Source organism: Arthrobacter sp. NQ4 (assembly GCF_029077345.1).
Taxonomy (GTDB): Bacteria; Actinomycetota; Actinomycetes; order Actinomycetales; family Micrococcaceae; genus Arthrobacter.
This window is the reverse complement of record NZ_JARETC010000002.1, coordinates 294,211-313,359: the sequence shown is the minus strand read 5'-3', so window position 1 is coordinate 313,359 and position 19,149 is coordinate 294,211. Positions and strand designations below refer to the sequence as shown.

Here is a 19,149-nt window from a genome sequence, read left to right as displayed (position 1 = left end):
CGCATGCGGGTCCGGCCAGCCAGCTGACATGGCCATGGCACGCAAGTCGTACGCGTTGATGACCCAGCCACCTGCGTCCGGGTCGTCCCCTCTGGGTCCCACCGAACCAGCAGAATGCAACGTAGTCCACAGGTCGTGGCAGCACGAGGCACAGCTGGACCTCTCCATGGGCTTTGCGCTGGGGGAAGTGTCCAACCTTGGCGATCATGGATTCGGCATGATCCTCTTCGATGTGCGAAGCGCGCCCCGGGACACCCTCGCCAAAGCCGACTTTGATTACAGCCAGGAGCTGATGGCTCGCTGCGCCACGTTCGACCAGACAGTGACCGGCGCCACCGCACCCGATAAGCTCACCATTCAACTTCTTCCGGGTCCGGACATCGGCGAGAAGGCCTACGCGACCAGGCAATCCTTCAACGGGAACATCACCGGCGTCGGGCTCCGCGTCCTTGCCGGAACAGTGTCACTCGACATGGGATCCAGCACCGGGATGGCGATAAGCGAGGACGAGGCCCTTAGCGTGATGACGCAGATTGCGAAGGAGTTTATCGACGCGGCAAGGAACCAGTAGCCGCCACTGCCGGACGTGTACGGCGTGCGCAGCTTTCCACATAGCGGCCTTGAGTGTGTCGCGCAGCGGGGGAGGTTCCTAGGGTGGAGCTATGTCACGCCGGGATGCTGGAGCAGCACGTCAGCAGGCCCGGCATGCGAGGGACCGGCTGCAAGCCACTCTGGGGGACGCGCCCCCCGGGCTCCTGGAGGACGGGCCCTGCCCCGGCGGTTTCGAGTACAGCGGCCCCGGCGAAACAGGCACGGTAGCGGGCGGATCCGAAACCGGCAGCGGCCTTGAGGGCGGATCCGGGAGCTGTTCCGTTGGTGTGCCGTCGCTCCGGTGGCGGGTGGGACTGCGGGTTGCCGTGCTGCTGGGTGTCCTGGCAGTGGCTGCGGGAGCCTGGTTCTGGTGGCAGGCCGGGGCGGCATCCCCGGAGGTCCTGCCCCTGAGCGGCGCCAGTTCCGGCGGCAAGGCCACGGGCAGCGGAGGAGCCGCCGCGGACAGCACTACGCCGGTGGATCAAGACGGCGGGGGACCGGGCGGCGGGGAATCCGGGCGCGGCCCGGGGCAGCCCGCGTCCGACGGCCTTGTAGTGGTGCACGTGGCCGGGGCTGTAGCCGCGCCCGGCGTCATCAGGCTCCAGCAGGGCAGCCGGGTTGATGACGCCATTGCTGCCGCGGGCGGGGCTGCCCCGGACGCGGACGTGAACCGACTCAACCTTGCCCTGGCGGTGGAGGACGGGCAGAAGATCTACGTCCCGCGGCAAGGGGAGCCGGCGTCCTCCGCAGCCGAATCCTCCGGTTCCGGGGGAACGGGCCCGGGTGGCATGGACCCGGGCGGCGTTGGGTCCACCGGCACCGGCCAGGCAGGAGGGGCAGCCGGCGGGAAGATCAACCTCAATACCGCCGGCGCCGCGGAACTGGACACACTACCAAAGGTCGGGCCGGTACTCGCTCAGCGGATCGTGGATTGGCGAAAAGACCATGGACCTTTCAAAAGCGTCGAGGAACTGGACGCGGTGGATGGCGTCGGACCGAAGATGCTCGAGGCCCTGCTGCCCCTGGTGACGGTCTAAGGCATCCCGGATGGCGACGGAGAGGGGCAGGCCAGGCAGGGCCGACGGCCCGCAAAGGCCTGGAGGCCCCGCTGGCGGAGAGGGAGCCACGAGCCCTTGGAGCCGGTTCGTGGAATCCGCGGTTCAGGGGCCCGGCCGAAGGCCAAACACCGGGGCTCCCGCACGGACGGTGCACCCATCGACAACGCAACCGTCGACAACGCACCCGCCCGGAACACGTTCGCGTCCCGGAGCAGTCCCACCGTCCCTGGGACGGGCACGCCTGCAAGCGCCAGGTCTGCCGGCACGCCGCCGCGGGACCCCAAAAGACCGGACCCCAAAAGGCCGGACCCCGAAGGGCCGCGCCCTCAAAGCCGGGGCTCTGACCTGCCGGGCTCTGACCTTTGGGGACATGAAAGGGTATTGGGCGCAGTGCCTGGGCCGCGTTCGCCAGCGGCTGGTTGAAAGCGGCCACGAGCGGGAGGAAAGCGACTCCGGCCATGTTGGACCGCGGCGCCGCACGGACCTCCGGCTTGCCCTCCCCGCAGTTTCGGTGTGGGCTGCCTCGGTGGCAGGGCTCTGGCTGCCGCCCCCGTGGCTGGCTACTGTGTGCTGCGCGCTGACGGTGCTTGGAGGCCTTTTCCTGGCCCGTGCCGCGAAGGGAGGACGGAGGGGAAGCCTGCATGCCGCCGCCCGCGCCTCGGGTCCGGGACGGAGACATGGTGCCCGGGGCCGAAGCTTCCGGGCAGCACTGGGCGTCTCCCTGATGCTGGCCGGCGCGGCGGCAGCCCATTCCGCGACCTCCTCAAGCCAGCGGTCCGAGGGGCCGCTCGCTGAGGCCATCGCGGGCGGAAAGTCGGCCGTCGTCATTGTCGAGGTAGCCGGAAACCCGCGGGCCCTGGCCGGACCCGGAGGGGCGGCGGAGAGGTGGTCGGTCCCGGTGTGGACGCAGGAAGTGACAGCGGGTGGCATCCTGGTTCGCACCCGCGCCCGGCTGGTGGTGATGGGCGGGCAGGGGTGGGGCGGCGTGGTGCCGGGGCAGACGCTGCGCGCTGCCGGCAAGCTGCGGCCGGCAGACCCCGGTGGGCAGGAGGCGGGAAACCTGGCCGCATCGACGGCTCCAGGCAAGCCCTCGGGTGGCTCACTGCTGGAAGAGTCAGCCAGGGAGCTCCGCGGGCGATTCGTTTCCGCCTCGGCTTTCCTCGAACCGGATGCCCGCGGGCTCCTCCCCGGGATGGTCACCGGTGACACCAGTGCGCTGGATGAGGGGTTGAACAACGCCATGAAGGCCGTTGGCATGACGCACCTGACGGCAGTCAGCGGGGCAAACTGCAGCCTGGTGCTGGGGGCGCTGCTGCTGCTGTGCCGGTGGTTCCGGATGCCGCGTGCCCCTGCCGCAGCTGCGGCCCTTGGCGGCCTGGCCCTGTTCGTGGTCCTGGTGGGGCCTGATGCCAGCGTTCTGCGGGCAGCGCTGATGGGAGCCATCGGCATCGCCTCGCTGGCGGGTGGACGTTCAGGGCGTGGACTGAGCTTCCTTTGCCTGGCTGTCCTGGGGCTGCTGTTGGCGGATCCAGCCCTTGGCACGAGTTTTGGCTTCCTGCTTTCTGTCCTGGCCACACTGGGAATCGTTCTTATAGGCCGGCGGATCATCAGCTGGATTCCCGCGGCGGTCCCACGGTGGCTCGCTGCCGCGGTAGCGGTTCCGTTGTCCGCCCAGCTGCTGTGCGGGCCCGTCATCGTGCTTCTGCAGCCCCAGTTTTCAACCTATTCCCTGGCAGCCAATGTCGTCGCCTCGCCCCTGGTGGCTCCCGTGACCCTGCTGGGAACAGCAGCGGTGCCCCTGGTGGTCGTCCTGCCGTGGGCCGCCGCAGCGCTGATAGCCGTTGCCGGGACTTTCAGCGGGGGCGTCGCGGCTGCGGCAAGGACCGCGGCCCAGCTGCCGGGATCCGCGCTCCCATGGCCGGAAGGGGTGCCCGGGATGCTGTCCATGGTGCTGCTGTCGGTCCTGTCGCTGGCTGGCGTCGGGGCGGCGGCAAGGCCGCTCCGCCTCATCCGGTGGGTCCGGTCGGCGCACGCAGGAACTGTCGTATTCCTGGAGTTGCTGGAGTCGCGCCTGCATCGCTTCCGGGGTGTCCGCAGCTTGGACCCCGGGCACAGACGTGGCAGGCTGGGATCCTGCAATAAAACCTCCGGAAGGAACTCTCGATGGCCGCTGCGCAAAAGCGAGCACCCCGCTCCCCGGCGTCGAACACAGCCTCCTGGCGGGACGTAACCCCGGCCCGGATCGTACTGGTGAGCGGTCCCGAAGAGTACCTGGGTATCAGGGCGATGGACAGGATCCGGTCCCAGGTCAGGGCGGCCGAACCGGACGTGGAGGTCAGCCGCATCAACGCGGCGGCATATGAGGCCGGCACCCTGACCATGCAGGTGAGTCCATCCCTCTTTGGCGAGAGCAAGCTGATCGAGGTGGAGGCTGTGGAAGGAATGAATGACGCCTTCCTTGCCGATGCCCTCGGCTACCTGCAGCACCCGGAGGAGGACGCCGTCGTCGTGCTGCGCCACGCAGGCGGGGTCCGCGGCAAGAAGCTCCTCGACGCCGTCAGGAAAGGGGGCTGGCCGGTAGTGGAGTGTCAGCCGCTGAAGAAGGATGCGGACAAGGTCCAGTTCGTCGCCGCGGAATTCAAGGCGGCCGGACGCCGGATCAACCAGGACGCCGTGCAGGCCCTGGTGAATGCCGTGGGAGCAGATCTGTCAGAACTCGCTGCCGCCTGCTCCCAGCTGATCGCCGATGCAGGGAGCACGGTCAGCACTGACACCGTCGACAAGTATTACGGCGGACGGGTCGAAGCCACCGCGTTCAAGGTGGCCGACGCCGCCATGGCCGGAAACGCCCCCCTTGCACTGTCGACGCTGCGCCACGCCCTCGCCACTGGTGCTGATCCGGTACCGCTGGTCGCTGCACTTGCCTCGAAGCTGCGGACGGTGGCGCGGGTGGCGGGCGCCTCCGGGCCGTCCGCGCAGATCGCTGCGGAATTGGGCATGCAGCGGTGGCTGGTGGAGCAGGCGCAGCGCGACGTGCGGCGCTGGACCCCTGAAGGCCTGGTGCGGTCAATCCAGGCCACGGCGGAAGCCGACGCGCAGGTCAAAGGCTTGTCCCGGGATCCGGTGTACGCCGTGGAGCACGCCGTCACCGTGATTGCCATGTCCGTCCAGGGCAGATAGCCCCCCCGCAGCGCCCAGCAGGCCCGGCCGCTCCTGACGTCCGGGTCCGGCACGTCCCGGACGCTCCTGGCGTCGAGCTGCCGCGACTCGCGGACTGGCGGCTTAAAGGCGTGTGGCCGGCACCCGAGGGTACCGGCCACACCATCAGTTCGTGGGAACTGGAAACCTTAGAGTGCGTTGACCTTCTTGGAGATCGCCGACTTACGGTTCGCTGCGTTGTTCTTGTGCAGAACACCCTTGCTGACAGCCTTGTCCAGCTTACGGCTGGCAGAAACGAGCGCAGTAGTAGCAGCTTCCTTGTCAGCGGACTCAACAGCGGTGTTGACGGCGCGGATGGCCGTCTTCAGCTCGGACTTGACTGCGTTGTTGCGCAGGCGGGCCTTCTCGTTGGTCAGGATGCGCTTCTTCTGGGACTTGATATTCGCCACGTGTGAACTCTCTTTGTAATGCGGAAATGGTCTAGAGGGCTTTCAGGCTGGCCTTGACTGAGCGGCGTGGGGATACCTATGGCGGCCAACCATCAGTGACCGTCGACCTGCACGGACACACAGCAATAAAGACTAGCAGGTCAGCGGCGGCTCTGGCCATTTCAGCGGGTCAGGCCCAGCCGTGTCGCCGCCGAAGCCCGGACGCCACCTTCTCGAACCGCGCCTTGTCCAATACCGCGCCTTCGCGCCGGATGCTGTCCGGGCGGATCTGCAGGATGCGGTCCAGCCGCACCTCACTTGCCCGGCCCTGCCTGTCCCAACCCCCGGAGCCGAGATCCACGTAGTCCCCGGACGACGTCCCGGCAGGAATCCTGTCCCTGCTGGTCAGCATCAGCCCCAGGAGGAAGGGGCCGTTGTGCCCCACCAGCAGCACCGGCCGGTCCTTCCCCTTGCCGTGATCCTCCTCATAGGGCACCCAGGCCCACACCACCTCGCCCGGATCGGGGTCGCCGTCGGGCTGCGGAGCGTAGCGGACAGAGGCGCGGCCACGGTAATCGCCGGGATAGGCCGCCGCTTCGCCGGGAACACCTTGGCCGTCGGCGCGCCGATTGCCGCCGGGGCGCTGGTCCTGGACCGGCCGCGGGGCGATGGACCGTTTCTGCAGCATGCGCAGGCCGCGGCAGACGGCGTTTCCCAGGGAGCGGAGATCTATGGCCATCCCGACAGCCTATCGGCGGGGCTGCCGTTGAAACAGCGTGCATGGGCCAGCCAGGATGCGGTGGCGGGGTCGCGGACGTGGGACACTGGACGTTAACGATGTGCGGCTGGACCGCAGGCGCCTTTCGCGTGCCTGGCGGATGGCTGCAGAAAAGCCAACAGTAAGGACCCTGCGTGTCTCCCATGGCCCGCACCGCACCGGTGCCCGCCGCGACAGATCCGGCAATTATTCGGAACTTTTGCATCATCGCGCATATCGACCACGGCAAGTCCACCCTGGCTGACCGTATGCTGCAGTCCACCGGGGTGGTCCAGGCGCGCGACATGAAGGCCCAGTACCTGGACCGCATGGACATCGAGCGCGAACGCGGCATCACCATCAAGTCCCAGGCCGTCCGCATGCCGTGGGAGGTGGACGGTGTCAGTTACGCGCTGAACATGATCGACACCCCGGGGCACGTGGACTTCACTTATGAGGTCTCCAGGTCACTGGCCGCCTGCGAGGGCGCAATCCTGCTGGTGGACGCAGCCCAGGGCATTGAGGCCCAGACGCTCGCGAACCTGTACCTGGCGATGGAGAACAACCTCGCCATCATCCCGGTCCTGAACAAAATCGACCTGCCGGCCGCGCAGCCTGAAAAGTACGCCGCCGAGCTCGCCAGCCTGATCGGCGGCGACCCCGAGGATGTGCTGCGGGTGTCCGGCAAGACCGGCGTTGGCGTGGAAGCCCTCCTGGACAAGATCGTCCGCGACCTCCCGGCGCCAAAGGGCGACCCCGACGCGCCGGCCCGTGCCATGATCTTCGACTCGGTCTACGACACCTACCGCGGCGTGGTGACCTATGTGCGCGTGGTGGACGGGATGCTCCACCCGCGTGAACGCATCCAGATGATGTCCACCAGGGCCTCGCACGAACTCCTGGAAATCGGCGTCAGCTCCCCGGAACCCACACCCTCCAAGGGCCTCGGTGTTGGCGAAGTGGGCTACCTGATCACCGGTGTGAAGGACGTCCGCCAGTCCAAAGTGGGCGACACCGTCACCAACCTGGCCAAGCCGGCCGCCGAGTCCCTGCCCGGCTACGCCGATGCCAAACCCATGGTGTTCTCCGGCCTCTACCCCCTGGACGGCGCCGACTACCCGGTGCTGCGCGACGCCCTCGAAAAGCTCATGCTCAACGACGCCGCACTGGTGTACGAACCGGAGACCTCCGCTGCGCTGGGCTTCGGCTTCCGTGTGGGTTTCCTGGGCCTGCTGCACCTTGAGATCACCCGCGAACGCCTGGAACGCGAATACAACCTGGACCTCATCTCCACGGCACCCAACGTGGAATACGAGGTGACCCTGGAGGATAAGAAGGTGGTCCGCGTGACCAACCCCAGCGAGTACCCCACGGGCAAAATCGCCGAGGTCCGCGAACCCATGGTTTCGGCCACCATCCTGGCGCCCAACGAATTCGTCGGCGCCATCATGGAACTGTGCCAGTCCCGCCGCGGCGTGATGGGCGGCATGGACTACCTCTCCGAGGACCGGGTGGAAATCCGCTACCGGCTGCCGCTGGCCGAAATCGTCTTCGACTTCTTCGACATCCTGAAGTCAAAGACCCGTGGCTACGGCTCTCTGGACTGGAAGGCCGACGGCGAGCAGGTTGCCGACCTGGTGAAGGTGGACATCATGCTCCAGGGCGAGCAAGTGGACGCCTTCAGCGCCATCACCCACCGGGACAAGGCCTACGCCTACGGCGTGATGATGACCGGAAAGCTCCGCGAACTCATCCCGCGGCAACAGTTCGAGGTGCCCATCCAGGCGGCCATCGGATCCAGGATCATCGCCCGCGAAAGCATCCGGGCCATCCGCAAGGACGTGCTGGCCAAGTGCTACGGCGGTGACATCTCACGAAAGCGCAAGCTGCTGGAAAAGCAAAAAGAAGGCAAGAAGCGCATGAAGATGGTGGGAACGGTGGAGGTGCCGCAGGAAGCGTTCATTGCGGCCCTCACCACCGACGAATCAAAGGACAAGGCCAAGAAGAAGTGACCACTGCGCAGCAGGGGACCCGCTGATGCCCAGCGTTCTTCCCCTCGGCGACCCGGCGCCGTCGGACGGTCTGCTGCCTGCGCAGGCAGCAGACGGTGCGGCGGCCCGGGCCTTTGGCCTGTACGTCCACATCCCGTTCTGCGCCGTGCGCTGCGGGTACTGCGATTTCAACACCTACACCGCCACGGAACTGGGCGGCGGCGCGTCACAGGATGCCTACGCCCAAACCGCCGTGTCGGAAGTGTCCCTGGCCGGCACCGTGATGGCACGGTCAGGGCTGCCGGAGCGGAAGCTCGGCACTGTCTTTTTCGGCGGCGGCACGCCCACCCTGCTGCCGGCAGATGACCTCGCCCTGATCCTTCGCGCTGCCATTGACCAGTGGGGCATCGAGGACGGAGCCGAGGTCACCACCGAAGCCAACCCCGATTCGGTCACCCCCGAATCCCTCGCCGTCCTCAAGGAGGCGGGCTTCACCAGGATTTCTTTCGGCATGCAGTCCGCCGTTCCGCATGTGCTCAAGGTCCTGGACCGCACCCACACGCCCAGCCGCGTTCCGCAGGTGGTGCAGTGGGCGCGGGAGGCCGGGCTGGATGTCAGCCTGGACCTGATTTACGGCACGCCGGGGGAGTCGCTGGCGGACTGGCGCCACTCCCTGGAGACTGCCCTCTCCTACCAGCCGGACCACATCAGCGCCTACGCCCTGATTGTCGAGGACGGGACCAAGCTGGCCGCGCAGATGCGCCGCGGCGAGGTGCCGGGAATTGACGACGACGACCACGCCGACAAGTACGAACTCGCCGACCAGCTCATCACCGAAGCCGGGCTCGGCTGGTATGAGGTCAGCAACTGGGCGCGGAGCCCGGAGCACGCGTGCCGCCACAACCTGGCCTACTGGCGTGGCGACGACTGGTGGGGCATCGGCCCCGGCGCGCACTCCCACGTGGGCGGGGTGCGCTGGTGGAACGTGAAGCACCCGTCCGCTTACGCGAACCGCCTGTCCCAGGGCCTGTCGCCTGCGGCGGGCAGGGAGACCCTGGATGCCGACACCAGGAACCTGGAGCGGGTGATGCTGGAGGCGCGCCTGCAGTTAGGGCTTGAAGTCTCCACTCTAAGCGCAGCCGGACGGCACCAAATAGCCGGCCTGATTGCGGACGGCCTGGTGGAACCTGCCGCTGCCTTCCAGGGCCGCCTGGTCCTCACGCTCAAGGGCAGGCTCCTGGCGGACGCGGTAGTCCGCCGTATCCTGCCCGACTGACTGTACCCACGTCCGTCGGGCCCGTACCGCGGGGCCGGTGGCCCCGCGGGGAGGCGCGGCTACTTAATCCAGCGCAGGTTGTACTGGTAGCGGTGCGGCTGGCCCTTGTTGACGTGGATCCCTGCTGCCACGGAGAAGCAGGTGAGCGCCACCCAGATCAGGGTGGCGATGACCGCGAAGATGTTTCCCACATAAGGGATGAACACCAGGATGTTGGCCAGCACGGCGGCGATGGTGGGCGGCAGGCTGAAGTTCAGCGCTTCTTTGGATTCCTGCGCGGTGAACGGGCCGCGGTCACGGAAGATCAGGTAGATCAGCAGCGAGGGGACGCACCCCAGTATCCCGCCGAAATGCGCGAGCGTGGCCCATTGGCGGTCTTCGCTGGCCGTGAGCGGCAGCGCATTGGCGGGGACGCCATGGTACTCGGAACGGCCCTGGCCGTCCCTGTGATCACGTGCGTTTTCTGCCACAGTCTGTTCCTTCGGAGGTGCAAGTGGTGCTGACTTCATGTACGGGCGCGGTGTGCAGCGGCCTTCGGAAAAGGCGCTGCACTACCAAGAATACTGGCTCCCGGGCCGGGGCCCGGCCTTCAGGGGACGGTGAGGAAGTCGATGACTTCCTCAACCCGCCCCAGCAGCGACGCTTCCAGGTCCGCATAGGTACGGACCGCGCCCAGCAGTTTCTGCCACCCCAGCCCGATGTCCTCCTTGGTGGCGTGCGGCCAGCCAAAGGCCTTCAGGATTCCGGTCTTCCAATCCTGTCCGCGCGGCACGGCAGGCCATTTGTCGATCCCGAGGACCGCGGGCCGGATTGCCTGCCAGACGTCCACATAGGGATGGCCCACGATCAGGACATTTCCGGCCGCGCCGGGGGATGCCATGACGGCGTCGGCTATCCGGGACTCTTTGGAGTCAGGGACGAGGTGGTCAACGAGCACGCCGAGGCGACGGCCCGGCCCCGGTTTGAAGGCGGCAACTGCAGCGGTGAGGTCGTCAATGCCGTGCAGGGGTTCGACGACGATGCCTTCCACCCGAAGGTCGTCTCCCCAGACCTTTTCCACCAGTTCGGCGTCGTGCTTGCCTTCCACCCAGATTCGGCTTGCCTTGGCGACCTGGGCCCGCTGGCCGGCGACCCGGACGGAGCCTGAGGCTGTCCTGCCGGCGGCGGGGCCGGAGGCTGCCGGCCGGGCGGCGGGAGGCATCAGCCGGATGGGGCGGCCCTCAAGGAGGAAACCGAAGCCGAGCTTGAAGGACCGGGACTTCCCTCGGCGGTCCTCCAGCGCCACGACGTGCATGCCGCCGGACTTTTCCACCCGGGTGACGGCGCCTACCCAGCCCGACTGGACATCCTCGAGCACCATGCCCCGCTCCACCGGCACCTCGGGCAATTCCGCCTTGGCCGGGGCGGAAATGCCGCGGGGCCCCCAGTTTTGGTAATCCATGGATTCAATCCGCCTAGCGCTAGGTCCTCCGCACCGGAATTTCGCCCGGAGCGGTACCAATGCTAACAACGGGCCGAGGCATAATAGACTGTTAGCACTTAGGCATGTCGAGTGCTAACAGTGGTGGCGCCTGGCGGGGCATGCGCCCCGGACCATGGATGGAGGTGGAGAGTGAGCGAGCCACGCAAACTGGAAGTGCTGCGGGCCATCGTGGAGGACTACGTCCACTCCCGCGAACCGGTCGGGTCAAAGGCATTGGTCGAACGGCATCATCTTGGCGTTTCGAGTGCAACCATCCGCAATGACATGGCGGCCCTTGAAGACGAGGGATTGATCACGGCCCCGCACACCAGTGCAGGCCGGATTCCCACGGACAAGGGCTACCGGCTCTTTGTCGACCAGATCTCGGCCGTCAAGCCCCTGTCGGCAGCGGAGCGCCGGGCCATCCAGTCCCTCCTGGAAGGCGCAGACGACCTCGACGACGTCCTGGACCGCACCGTCCGGCTGCTGTCGCAGCTGACCAACCAGGTGGCTGTGGTCCAGTATCCGCACCTCAGCAAGGCACTGGTGCGCCACATCGAGTTCGTGCTCCTGGCCCCCCGTAAGGTGCTGGTGGTGCTGATTGCCAACAGCGGCAAGGTGGAGCAGCGGGTCATCGACGTCGGCCAGGACCTTGGCGACGACGCCCTGGCCGCGCTCCGTACCCGCTTCCTTGCCGCACTCGCCGGAACTCCGCTCAGCCAGCTGGCCAAGGCGCTCCCCGCCGTCGTGGCCGGCACCGCGCACGGCCAGTGCCAGGCCGCGCACGCCCTGGCACTTGGCCTCGAGGGGCTGGCGCAAAACACCAGGGAGGACCGGATGGTCATGGCCGGGACAGCGAACCTGGCCAGGTCCAACGTGGACTTCCCCCTCAGCATCGGCCCCGTGCTCGAGGCACTGGAGGAACAGGTGGTGATGCTGCGGCTGTTGAGCGAAATGGCCCAGGACCACCGCGGAGTCGCCGTCAGTATCGGAAGGGAAAACCCTTATGACGGCCTTGCCGAAGCCTCCGTCGTGGCCACCGGCTACGGCCCGGACAGCGCCGCGAAGGTAGGGATCCTCGGCCCAACCAGGATGGACTATCCCACCACCATGGCCGCCGTCAGGGCTGTGGCCCGCTACCTTTCCAGGATTTTGGGGCCCTGACTCTTCGCCGCCGGAGCCTTTTCCGGACCGGAACACAGAGCGGGGCCGCCCAAACTGAACGCAGTACAACAAGGAAGAGATACGAACTTTGAGCAGCCACTATGACGTCCTTGGAGTCTCACCCGAAGCTACGGGCGAAGAGATCAAAAAGGCCTACCGCAAACTGGCCCGCACCCTTCACCCGGATGTAAACCCCGGTGCGGACGCTTCAGAACGCTTCAAGGCAGTAACTCACGCCTACGAGGTCCTTTCCGACCCCCAAAAGCGGAGGATCTACGACACCACAGGCAACGAGAACGGCACGGACAACGGCTTCGGCGGTGCCGGTTACGCGGGCCAGGGCTTTGCTTTCCAGGACATCTTCGACACCTTCTTCGGCGCCGGTGGCACCTCCGGCCCGGCTTCCCGCGTCCGCCGCGGCCAGGACGCCCTCATCAGCGTCCGGATCGACCTCCGCGACGCCGTGTTCGGCGTGAACAAGAAGCTCGAAGTGGATACTGCCGTGGTCTGCCCCACCTGTGACGGATCCTGCTGCCGGCCCGGCACCCACCCCGAGCGCTGCGACATCTGCGGCGGCAGCGGCCAGGTCCAGCGGGCCGTGCGTTCCATCCTGGGCCAGGTCATGACGGCCGCCCCCTGCGGCACCTGCGAAGGTTTCGGCACGGTCATCAAGGATCCCTGCAACGAGTGCAGCGGCCAGGGCCGTATCCGCAGCCGGCGGTCGCTGACCATCAAGGTTCCCGCCGGTGTGGCCACCGGAACCCGGATCCAGCTCGCCGGGCAGGGCGAAGCCGGACCTGCAGGCGGACCGACCGGTGACCTGTATGTGGAAATCCGCGTCAACAATGACGCCACCTACGTGCGGGAAGGCGATGACCTCCACGCCACCCTGCACATCCCCATGACGGCGGCTGCACTGGGCACGGACGTCAGCCTGGAAACGTTCGACGGTACCCAGGACATCGACGTCAAGCCCGGAACACAGTCCGGCGAGATCATCACCCTGCGTGGCCTGGGTGTCACGCACCTGCGGGGATACGGCCGCGGGGACCTGAAGGTCCACCTCCAGGTGGACACTCCGGCCAAGCTCGACCCGGCACAGGAGGACCTCCTCCGGCAGCTCGCCAAGCTCCGCGGCGAACAGATCACCGAGGGCAAGCTCGCCGCCAGCGGCGGCATGTTCGCCAAGCTCCGGGACCGGCTCGGTAACCTGTAGCGGTGAGCAACCCCGTCTTCTTCACCTCCGCCGGTTCACTGGCGGGCATGGTGCCCGGCCAGCTCTTTGTCCTCGAAGGGGCGGAGGCCCGGCATGCAGTCACCGTCAAACGCCTGTCTCCGGGCGAGGCGGTGGACATTGTCGACGGCGCCGGCGCGCGCATGAGCGGCACGGTCTCCTCCGCCGCGCCCACGGGACTTGAAGTGGAGTGCGGCGCACTGGCAATGGAAGACAGGCCGGACGTCCGTCTGGTGCTGGTTCAGGCCCTGGCCAAGGGCGACCGCGACGAACTGGCCATTGAAACGGCCACCGAGCTGGGCATCGATGCTGTCATACCCTGGCAGTCGGAGCGGTCCATTGTGCGCTGGAAAGGTGACAGGGCCGCCCGCGCCCACGCCAAGTGGGAGTCCACCGTGGCCGCCGCCGCCAAGCAGGCGCGGCGCGCCTGGATCCCCGAGGTCCGGGCCGCCGTCGATACTGCCGGGCTTTCCGCCGCCGTGGAGGGTGCAGACCTGGCCGTCATCCTCCACGAAGATGCCGTGCGTCCGCTGCGCACCGTCCTGGAAGCGTGGCAGGGGAGTGGGCACGACGGAATCCGGGAAGTCCTGCTGATCGTCGGCCCGGAGGGCGGAATCAGCCCGCGGGAAGTAACGAAACTCTGCGACAAAGGCGCTGTGACCGCCCTGTTGGGGCACCACGTCCTGCGGTCCTCCACGGCCGGGCCTGCCGCCGTCGTGCTTGCAAGCGACATCCTTGGCCGGTGGACGGCTACCTGACCTTGAAGGACCTGGTGTCCTCGTTGCGGTCCGGCTCCCCGCCGGACCCTGCCTGCGCCACCCGGAGCTCATAGTCGCCGGCCGGCAAGGTCAGTGCCAGCGTAAAGACGCCCGCCTGCCCCTGCCCGGCGCCGGCCGTGGTTTCACCGGTCAGGAACGGGGCCTTGCTGCCGCCGTCCCCGGACTGCAGGATCTGCCAGCGGAGCTTTGCTCCCGGCGACGTGCTGCGCCCGGTGATCTTTACGCTGCCGGCAGGTTCCTCGGTGCTTTCCTGCGGATCAATGATCCACACCGGCGCCACCAGCCCGGCTGCCCGGGTCATCAGTGCGCCCAGCTGGACTTTTCCGAACGCGACATAGTCCGTGTGGCCGTCCACGAGGATCCGCACCCGGACCTGCTGCCCTGTGTCGATCAGGCCCGAACTGGCAGCGGCAGCGGTTGCCGTGTAGATCAGCTGTTGGATGGCGCGGGCGGCCATGTCGGCGTCGAGGTTGCTGTTGAAGGCGTCGGCCGAGACGTCGACCGTGATGATGTCCTTGCCCGAGATGGAGGTGGCAAGTTTGTCCGGGTTCTGCCACGGCGTAAAGAAGTCGGGGTCCAGCGGCTTCTCCGACATCATGGCGCGCAGTGCCCGTGTCACCGGGTTCTCCTGTTCCGGAACGTCCCGGAACTCACGGTAGAGGAAGATGTTCCCTCCGCTGCGGCCAATCCAGTACACCGGGGCCTTATTGGAGGACTGGGTGGTTTCCAGCGGGGCGCTGGTGGCTGGCGCGTCCGGCATGGTGCCGCCTGTGGCCGGTACTGAGGCGGAGGTGACGGAGGGCGTTGGTCCGTTCTCGGCGGTGCAGGCTGCAAGGGCGGGAACGAGCACCAGGATTCCTGCGAGGACGGCAGGGCGCACTCGGCCCATCGGTCGTCCTGCCCGTTCGGGCACAGAGGTTTCCGGCACTGTCCTGCCTAGTCCTTTCCTGGCGTGGCGGGCCGATCCCCCTGGCGGCCTGGCGTTCCAGCAGACGCTGGATTTCCAGCATTGCACAGGGGAGGGTGCCTCCAGCCGCTCTTTGGCCTCCCCGGCCGCAACTGCAACGGGAACGATATGAGGCCGATATGAAGTTGATACCTAACGCGGCATTCTTACCCGTTTGCGGGTCCACTTCCCTGGCTGAGGGGCCGGTGCCGCGCGCAGCGGGGTGACCCGCCTGGTCTGCGTTCCAGTGCCCAGTCGGGGCGGCTGCTGGCGTAAGATAAAGGGATCGCTGGGCAAGGAGCACCGTGCAAGGGGCGCCGGCATCAGCCGAAGCAAACAAATGATGTCGATCTTCGAGGGGACCACGGGCCTGCGGGCCAGCACCATGACTGAATCAGCAAATGGTAAGCGCCGGCTCAACACGGGCGACGGCAGTCCGGGGGAATTCCCGCACTCCCTGCCTGGCATCCGGACCGAAGTAGTCCTCTTTGAGAACTCCGACCAAATGGTTCAGTCGCTCGGCAGCCATGACGAGGCGCTGCGGTTCATCGAAGAGCAGTTCCCGGACGTCAACTTCCATGCCCGTGGCAACGAACTGTCCATCAGCGGCCCCGTCAGTGACGTTCCCCGCATCATGCGGCTCCTCCAGGAAGTCCGTGGCCTGGTGGCCCGGGGCACGGTCATCACGCCCGCGGTGCTGCAGCAGCTGGTTGCCCTCCTGCGCACCCAGTCACTCCAGAATCCCGTGGATGTGCTCACCCACGACATCCTCTCCAGCCGTGGCAGGACCATCAGGCCCAAGACGCTGAACCAAAAGAACTACGTTGACGCCATCGATGCCAACACGGTCATCTTCGGCATCGGCCCGGCCGGCACCGGCAAGACCTATCTCGCCATGGCGAAAGCCGTCCAGGCACTCCAGCAGAAAGAGGTCAGCCGGATCATCCTGACGCGCCCTGCGGTGGAGGCGGGGGAGCGGCTCGGGTTCCTGCCCGGCACGCTCAGCGACAAGATCGATCCCTACCTGCGCCCGCTCTACGACGCCCTGCACGACATGATGGACCCGGAATCCATCCCGCGGCTCATGGCGGCCGGCACCATCGAGGTGGCGCCCCTTGCCTACATGCGCGGCCGCACCCTCAACGACGCCTTCATCATCCTTGACGAGGCCCAGAACACCACGCCGGAACAGATGAAGATGTTCCTCACCCGGCTCGGGTTCGGATCCAGGATGGTGGTCACCGGAGACGTCACCCAGGTGGACCTGCCCTTCGGAACGCGTTCCGGGCTGCGGATCGTCGAAGAAATCCTGCAGGGCATCGAGGGCGTCAACTTCTCTGTTCTGGATGCCGCCGACGTTGTGCGGCACAGGCTTGTTGGCGACATCGTCAACGCCTACAGCATCTGGGATGAAGCCCAGCGGAACCGCGTCAAACATTCAGCAAGCCGCGAAAAACGGGGGGAACACGCGTGAGCATAGAGGTGAACAACGAGTCCGGCGTCCAGGTGGATGAGTCGGGGCTCGTGGCCCTGTCGCGGTACATTTTTGAGCAGCTCTACATCCATCCGCAGGCTGAACTCTCCATCCTCCTGGTGGATGAACCGGCCATGGAGAAGCTGCACATCGAGCTGATGGACGAACCGGGAGCCACGGACGTGCTCTCGGTTCCCATGGACGAGCTGACTCCAGGGACCCCTGACCGGCCCACGCCCCAGGGCATGCTGGGCGACATCGCCATTTGCCCGCAGGTGGCCACGGTGCAGGCCCGGAACGCGGGCCACTCGCTGCAGGACGAGATGCTGCTGCTCACCACGCATGGAATCCTTCACCTGCTGGGCTACGACCATGCCGAACCGGAAGAGAAGGCGGAGATGTTCGGGCTCCAGCGGGAACTCCTGTCCGGCTTCACCGGCAAAGAAGCACCTGCCGAGACGACCCAGTGACGCAACTGCTCCTGGTCGCGGTGGCACTGGTTTTCCTTGCCGTCGCGGCCCTGCTGACAGCGGCCGAGGCCGCCTTCAGTTTCCTTCCCCGGCACGACGCTGAACAGGCGCTCCACAGGAGCCGCGGCACCGCCATGCGCCGCATCCTTGCGGAACCTGTTGCCCACACCCGGGCCCTCCGCTTCTGGCGCGTCTGGTTTGAGATGGCCTCGGCCGTTGCCGTCGCCGTCCTGATCGCCAGCCTGCTGGACAACGTCTGGGTCGCCGGCCTGGTGGCCACCGGCATCATGGCCCTCCTGGGGTTCGTGATCGTGGGTGTTTCACCCAGGCAGCTCGGCAGGCTGCACTCCACCGCGGTGGTCCGCTTCACCGCACCGATGGTCCGGTTCCTCACCAGCGTGCTGGGGCCCATTCCAGGATGGCTCGTGGCCCTGGGGAGCTCCGCGGCTCCCGGTGCGCCCGGAGGTGACGACGCGTTCTTCAGTGAACAGGAGTTCCGGGAACTCGTGGACCGGGCCAGTGAGTCCGACATGATCGAGGACACCGAAGCCGAGATGATCCAGTCGGTCTTCGACTTTGGGGACACCCTGGTGCGCGCCGTCATGGTTCCCAGGACGGACATCGTCAGCATCGACGCCGGCTCAAGCCTCCACCAGGCCATGTCCCTGTTCCTGCGCTCGGGATACTCGCGGATCCCGGTCATCAACGAGAACACCGACCACATCCTCGGCATCGTCTACCTCAAGGACGTTGCGGCCGTCATCCACCAGCTGGGAGCGGACCAGGCGCCGCCCCTGGTGGAGTCGCTGGCCCGCGAGGTCCGCTACGTGCCGGAGTCGAAACCCGTCAGCGACCTCCTGCGCGAACTGCAAAAGGAGTCCACGCACGTAGCCATCGTGATCGACGAGTACGGCGGCACTGCCGGCCTGGTGACCCTCGAAGACCTGATCGAGGAGATCGTGGGCGAGATCGTGGACGAATACGATACCGAGAGCGCCGAAGCCGTGGCCCTGGGAGACGGCTCCTACCGGGTCAGCGCCCGGATGGGCATCGACGACCTGGGCGAGCTGTTCGACCTGGAGATCGACGACGACGAGGTGGACACCGTGGGTGGCCTCCTCGCCAAGGCGCTGGGCCGCGTTCCCATCGTGGGCAGCAGCGTGGACGTGCAGGGCGTATCGCTGCGGGCGGACCGGCTGGAAGGCCGGCGGAACCGGGTCAGCCACATCATTGCGGCACCCGTACCAAGAGTAGAGACTGACCTTGAAGGCTTCCTGGAAGAGGCCGAAGCAACCCAGCAGGGAGTTCCACGTGAGCAAGAAAAATAAGGCTGCCGAACCGGACGACTTTGGCGGTTTCCGCGCCGGTTTTTCCGTCCTGGTCGGCAGGCCCAACGCGGGCAAGTCCACCCTGACCAACGCACTGGTGGGCAAGAAGGTGGCCATCACCTCGGCCAAACCGCAGACCACGCGGCACACCATCCGCGGCATCGTCCACCGCGACGACGCCCAGCTGATCCTGGTGGACACACCGGGCCTGCACCGTCCCCGGACCCTGCTCGGCAAGCGCCTGAACGACCTCGTGGCAGACACCCTCGCCGAGGTGGACGCCATCGGATTCTGCCTGCCTGCCAACGAGAAGATCGGACCCGGTGACAAGTTCATCGCCGCGCAGCTTGCCGCCGTCGGCCGCAAACCTGTGATCGCCATCGTCACCAAGGCTGACCTGGTGGACAAGCAGGCGCTCACCGAACAGCTCCTTGCCGTGGCGGCGCTCGGCCGCGAGGTGATGGGCGAGGACGGCTGGAAGGACATCGTTCCCGTTTCCGCTGCCGACGGTTTCCAGGTGGAAACGGTCGCCGACGTGCTGATCAGCCACATGCCGCCGTCGCCTCCCCTGTATCCGGACGGGGAACTGACCGACGAACCCGAAGCCGTAATGGTGGCTGAACTGATCCGCGAAGCAGCCCTGGAAGGGGTCCGGGACGAGCTCCCGCACTCCCTCGCCGTCGTGGTGGAGGAAATTGTCCCCCGGGAGGACCGGCCGGACGACAACCCCCTCCTGGACGTGCGCGTCAACCTCTACGTCGAGCGTCCCTCCCAGAAAGCCATCATCATTGGCAAGGGCGGGGCCCGGCTGCGGGAAGTCGGCACCAACGCCCGCAAGGGCATCGAAGCCCTCCTGGGCACGCGCATCTACCTCGACCTCCACGTCAAGGTGGCAAAGGACTGGCAGCGCGACCCGAAACAGCTGGTCAAACTGGGTTTCTGACCCGTACAAACGCTCCGCCCTGGGGCGTTCCCGGCATGTTCTCCAGACTGGACCACTAAAATGGACCGGATTTCGTTTTTAGAGGAAGG

18 protein-coding genes are annotated in these 19,149 nt (G+C 66.8%); 13 read left to right on the top strand and 5 right to left on the bottom strand.

The features are described from left to right. Positions 1–28: 28 nt before the first annotated feature. The 4 genes from PUN51_RS05265 (at position 29) to holA (ending at position 4,829) form a co-directional block, all read left to right on the top strand. Positions 29–571: a hypothetical protein gene (locus PUN51_RS05265; RefSeq protein ID WP_275180163.1), complete on the top strand. Its 543-nt coding sequence runs from the start codon at positions 29–31 to the stop codon at positions 569–571. Between the two features lie 91 nt (positions 572–662). Next, positions 663–1,628 carry a ComEA family DNA-binding protein gene (locus PUN51_RS05260; RefSeq protein ID WP_275180162.1) on the top strand — a complete coding sequence of 322 codons (966 nt, stop codon included), beginning with the start codon at positions 663–665 and terminating at the stop codon, positions 1,626–1,628. 391 nt (positions 1,629–2,019) lie between these two features. After that, positions 2,020–3,879, top strand: coding sequence for a ComEC/Rec2 family competence protein (locus PUN51_RS05255; protein WP_275180161.1), 1,860 nt, complete (start codon positions 2,020–2,022; stop codon positions 3,877–3,879). After that, the gene (gene holA / locus PUN51_RS05250; RefSeq protein WP_275180159.1) at positions 3,813–4,829 is read left to right on the top strand and encodes a DNA polymerase III subunit delta; all 1,017 of its coding nucleotides are present in this window, start codon (positions 3,813–3,815) and stop codon (positions 4,827–4,829) included. Before PUN51_RS05255 ends, holA begins: the two co-directional genes overlap by 67 nt. A gap of 167 nt (positions 4,830–4,996) precedes the next feature. On the opposite strand, the gene rpsT is transcribed toward holA, so the two are convergent. Together rpsT and PUN51_RS05240 are read right to left on the bottom strand one after the other, a co-directional pair. Beyond that, positions 4,997–5,257 (bottom strand): 30S ribosomal protein S20, encoded by a 261-nt coding sequence (rpsT, locus tag PUN51_RS05245; RefSeq protein WP_018761400.1) that lies wholly within the window; start codon positions 5,255–5,257, stop codon positions 4,997–4,999. Positions 5,258–5,426: 169 nt separating this feature from the next. Then, positions 5,427–5,975: a type II toxin-antitoxin system PemK/MazF family toxin gene (locus tag PUN51_RS05240; protein WP_275180156.1), complete on the bottom strand. Its 549-nt coding sequence runs from the start codon at positions 5,973–5,975 to the stop codon at positions 5,427–5,429. 173 nt (positions 5,976–6,148) lie between these two features. On the opposite strand from PUN51_RS05240, the gene lepA reads away from it, so the two are divergent. Next, positions 6,149–8,005 (top strand): translation elongation factor 4, encoded by a 1,857-nt coding sequence (gene lepA / locus PUN51_RS05235; RefSeq protein ID WP_043454334.1) that lies wholly within the window; start codon positions 6,149–6,151, stop codon positions 8,003–8,005. A 25-nt stretch (positions 8,006–8,030) separates the two neighbouring features. Beyond that, positions 8,031–9,260 (top strand): radical SAM family heme chaperone HemW, encoded by a 1,230-nt coding sequence (hemW, locus tag PUN51_RS05230; protein ID WP_275180154.1) that lies wholly within the window; start codon positions 8,031–8,033, stop codon positions 9,258–9,260. Positions 9,261–9,319: 59 nt separating this feature from the next. On the opposite strand, the gene PUN51_RS05225 is transcribed toward hemW, so the two are convergent. Next, on the bottom strand, positions 9,320–9,730 hold the full coding sequence (locus PUN51_RS05225; RefSeq protein WP_141941485.1) for a DUF4870 domain-containing protein: 411 nt from the start codon (positions 9,728–9,730) through the stop codon (positions 9,320–9,322). 119 nt (positions 9,731–9,849) lie between these two features. Further along, positions 9,850–10,701 carry a DUF3097 domain-containing protein gene (locus tag PUN51_RS05220; protein ID WP_159631939.1) on the bottom strand — a complete coding sequence of 284 codons (852 nt, stop codon included), beginning with the start codon at positions 10,699–10,701 and terminating at the stop codon, positions 9,850–9,852. A 171-nt stretch (positions 10,702–10,872) separates the two neighbouring features. On the opposite strand from PUN51_RS05220, the gene hrcA reads away from it, so the two are divergent. The 3 genes from hrcA to PUN51_RS05205 all read left to right on the top strand — a co-directional run bounded on the left by hrcA (position 10,873) and on the right by PUN51_RS05205 (position 13,878). Then, positions 10,873–11,886 carry a heat-inducible transcriptional repressor HrcA gene (gene hrcA / locus PUN51_RS05215; RefSeq protein ID WP_224026129.1) on the top strand — a complete coding sequence of 338 codons (1,014 nt, stop codon included), beginning with the start codon at positions 10,873–10,875 and terminating at the stop codon, positions 11,884–11,886. A gap of 88 nt (positions 11,887–11,974) precedes the next feature. Further along, positions 11,975–13,102 (top strand): molecular chaperone DnaJ, encoded by a 1,128-nt coding sequence (gene dnaJ, locus PUN51_RS05210; protein ID WP_224026128.1) that lies wholly within the window; start codon positions 11,975–11,977, stop codon positions 13,100–13,102. Between the two features lie 2 nt (positions 13,103–13,104). Beyond that, positions 13,105–13,878, top strand: a complete 774-nt coding sequence (locus PUN51_RS05205; RefSeq protein WP_275180153.1) for a 16S rRNA (uracil(1498)-N(3))-methyltransferase — start codon at positions 13,105–13,107, stop codon at positions 13,876–13,878. Here PUN51_RS05205 and PUN51_RS05200 read toward each other — a convergent pair. Next, positions 13,871–14,788 carry a GerMN domain-containing protein gene (locus PUN51_RS05200; protein ID WP_275180152.1) on the bottom strand — a complete coding sequence of 306 codons (918 nt, stop codon included), beginning with the start codon at positions 14,786–14,788 and terminating at the stop codon, positions 13,871–13,873. The two genes, PUN51_RS05205 and PUN51_RS05200, sit on opposite strands and share 8 nt — an antisense overlap. Positions 14,789–15,230: 442 nt before the next feature. Between PUN51_RS05200 and PUN51_RS05195 the strand changes: the two genes are divergently transcribed. Genes PUN51_RS05195 through era form a run of 4 tightly spaced genes read left to right on the top strand, consistent with a single transcriptional unit; the run spans position 15,231 to position 19,060 of the window. After that, positions 15,231–16,319 carry a PhoH family protein gene (locus tag PUN51_RS05195; protein WP_159635493.1) on the top strand — a complete coding sequence of 363 codons (1,089 nt, stop codon included), beginning with the start codon at positions 15,231–15,233 and terminating at the stop codon, positions 16,317–16,319. After that, complete coding sequence (gene ybeY, locus PUN51_RS05190; protein ID WP_159631944.1) at positions 16,316–16,789, top strand: rRNA maturation RNase YbeY; 474 nt, start codon at positions 16,316–16,318, stop codon at positions 16,787–16,789. Before PUN51_RS05195 ends, ybeY begins: the two co-directional genes overlap by 4 nt. Continuing rightward, positions 16,786–18,117, top strand: a complete 1,332-nt coding sequence (locus PUN51_RS05185; RefSeq protein WP_275180149.1) for a hemolysin family protein — start codon at positions 16,786–16,788, stop codon at positions 18,115–18,117. Before ybeY ends, PUN51_RS05185 begins: the two co-directional genes overlap by 4 nt. Next, on the top strand, positions 18,101–19,060 hold the full coding sequence (gene era / locus PUN51_RS05180; protein WP_159631946.1) for a GTPase Era: 960 nt from the start codon (positions 18,101–18,103) through the stop codon (positions 19,058–19,060). Before PUN51_RS05185 ends, era begins: the two co-directional genes overlap by 17 nt. The last annotated feature ends 89 nt before the right edge of the window (positions 19,061–19,149 follow it).

Excerpts from the sequence above, each read along its gene's own strand:
- PUN51_RS05260 (WP_275180162.1), top strand. The coding sequence starts at position 663 with ATGTCACGCCGGGATGCTGGAGCAGCACGTCAGCAGGCCCGGCATGCG.
- PUN51_RS05195 (WP_159635493.1), top strand. The coding sequence starts at position 15,231 with ATGACTGAATCAGCAAATGGTAAGCGCCGGCTCAACACGGGCGACGGC.
- holA (WP_275180159.1), top strand. The coding sequence starts at position 3,813 with ATGGCCGCTGCGCAAAAGCGAGCACCCCGCTCCCCGGCGTCGAACACA.
- PUN51_RS05200 (WP_275180152.1), bottom strand. The coding sequence starts at position 14,788 with ATGGGCCGAGTGCGCCCTGCCGTCCTCGCAGGAATCCTGGTGCTCGTT.
- PUN51_RS05255 (WP_275180161.1), top strand. The coding sequence starts at position 2,020 with ATGAAAGGGTATTGGGCGCAGTGCCTGGGCCGCGTTCGCCAGCGGCTG.
- PUN51_RS05220 (WP_159631939.1), bottom strand. The coding sequence starts at position 10,701 with ATGGATTACCAAAACTGGGGGCCCCGCGGCATTTCCGCCCCGGCCAAG.
- PUN51_RS05240 (WP_275180156.1), bottom strand. The coding sequence starts at position 5,975 with ATGGCCATAGATCTCCGCTCCCTGGGAAACGCCGTCTGCCGCGGCCTG.
- PUN51_RS05265 (WP_275180163.1), top strand. The coding sequence starts at position 29 with ATGGCCATGGCACGCAAGTCGTACGCGTTGATGACCCAGCCACCTGCG.
- hemW (WP_275180154.1), top strand. The coding sequence starts at position 8,031 with ATGCCCAGCGTTCTTCCCCTCGGCGACCCGGCGCCGTCGGACGGTCTG.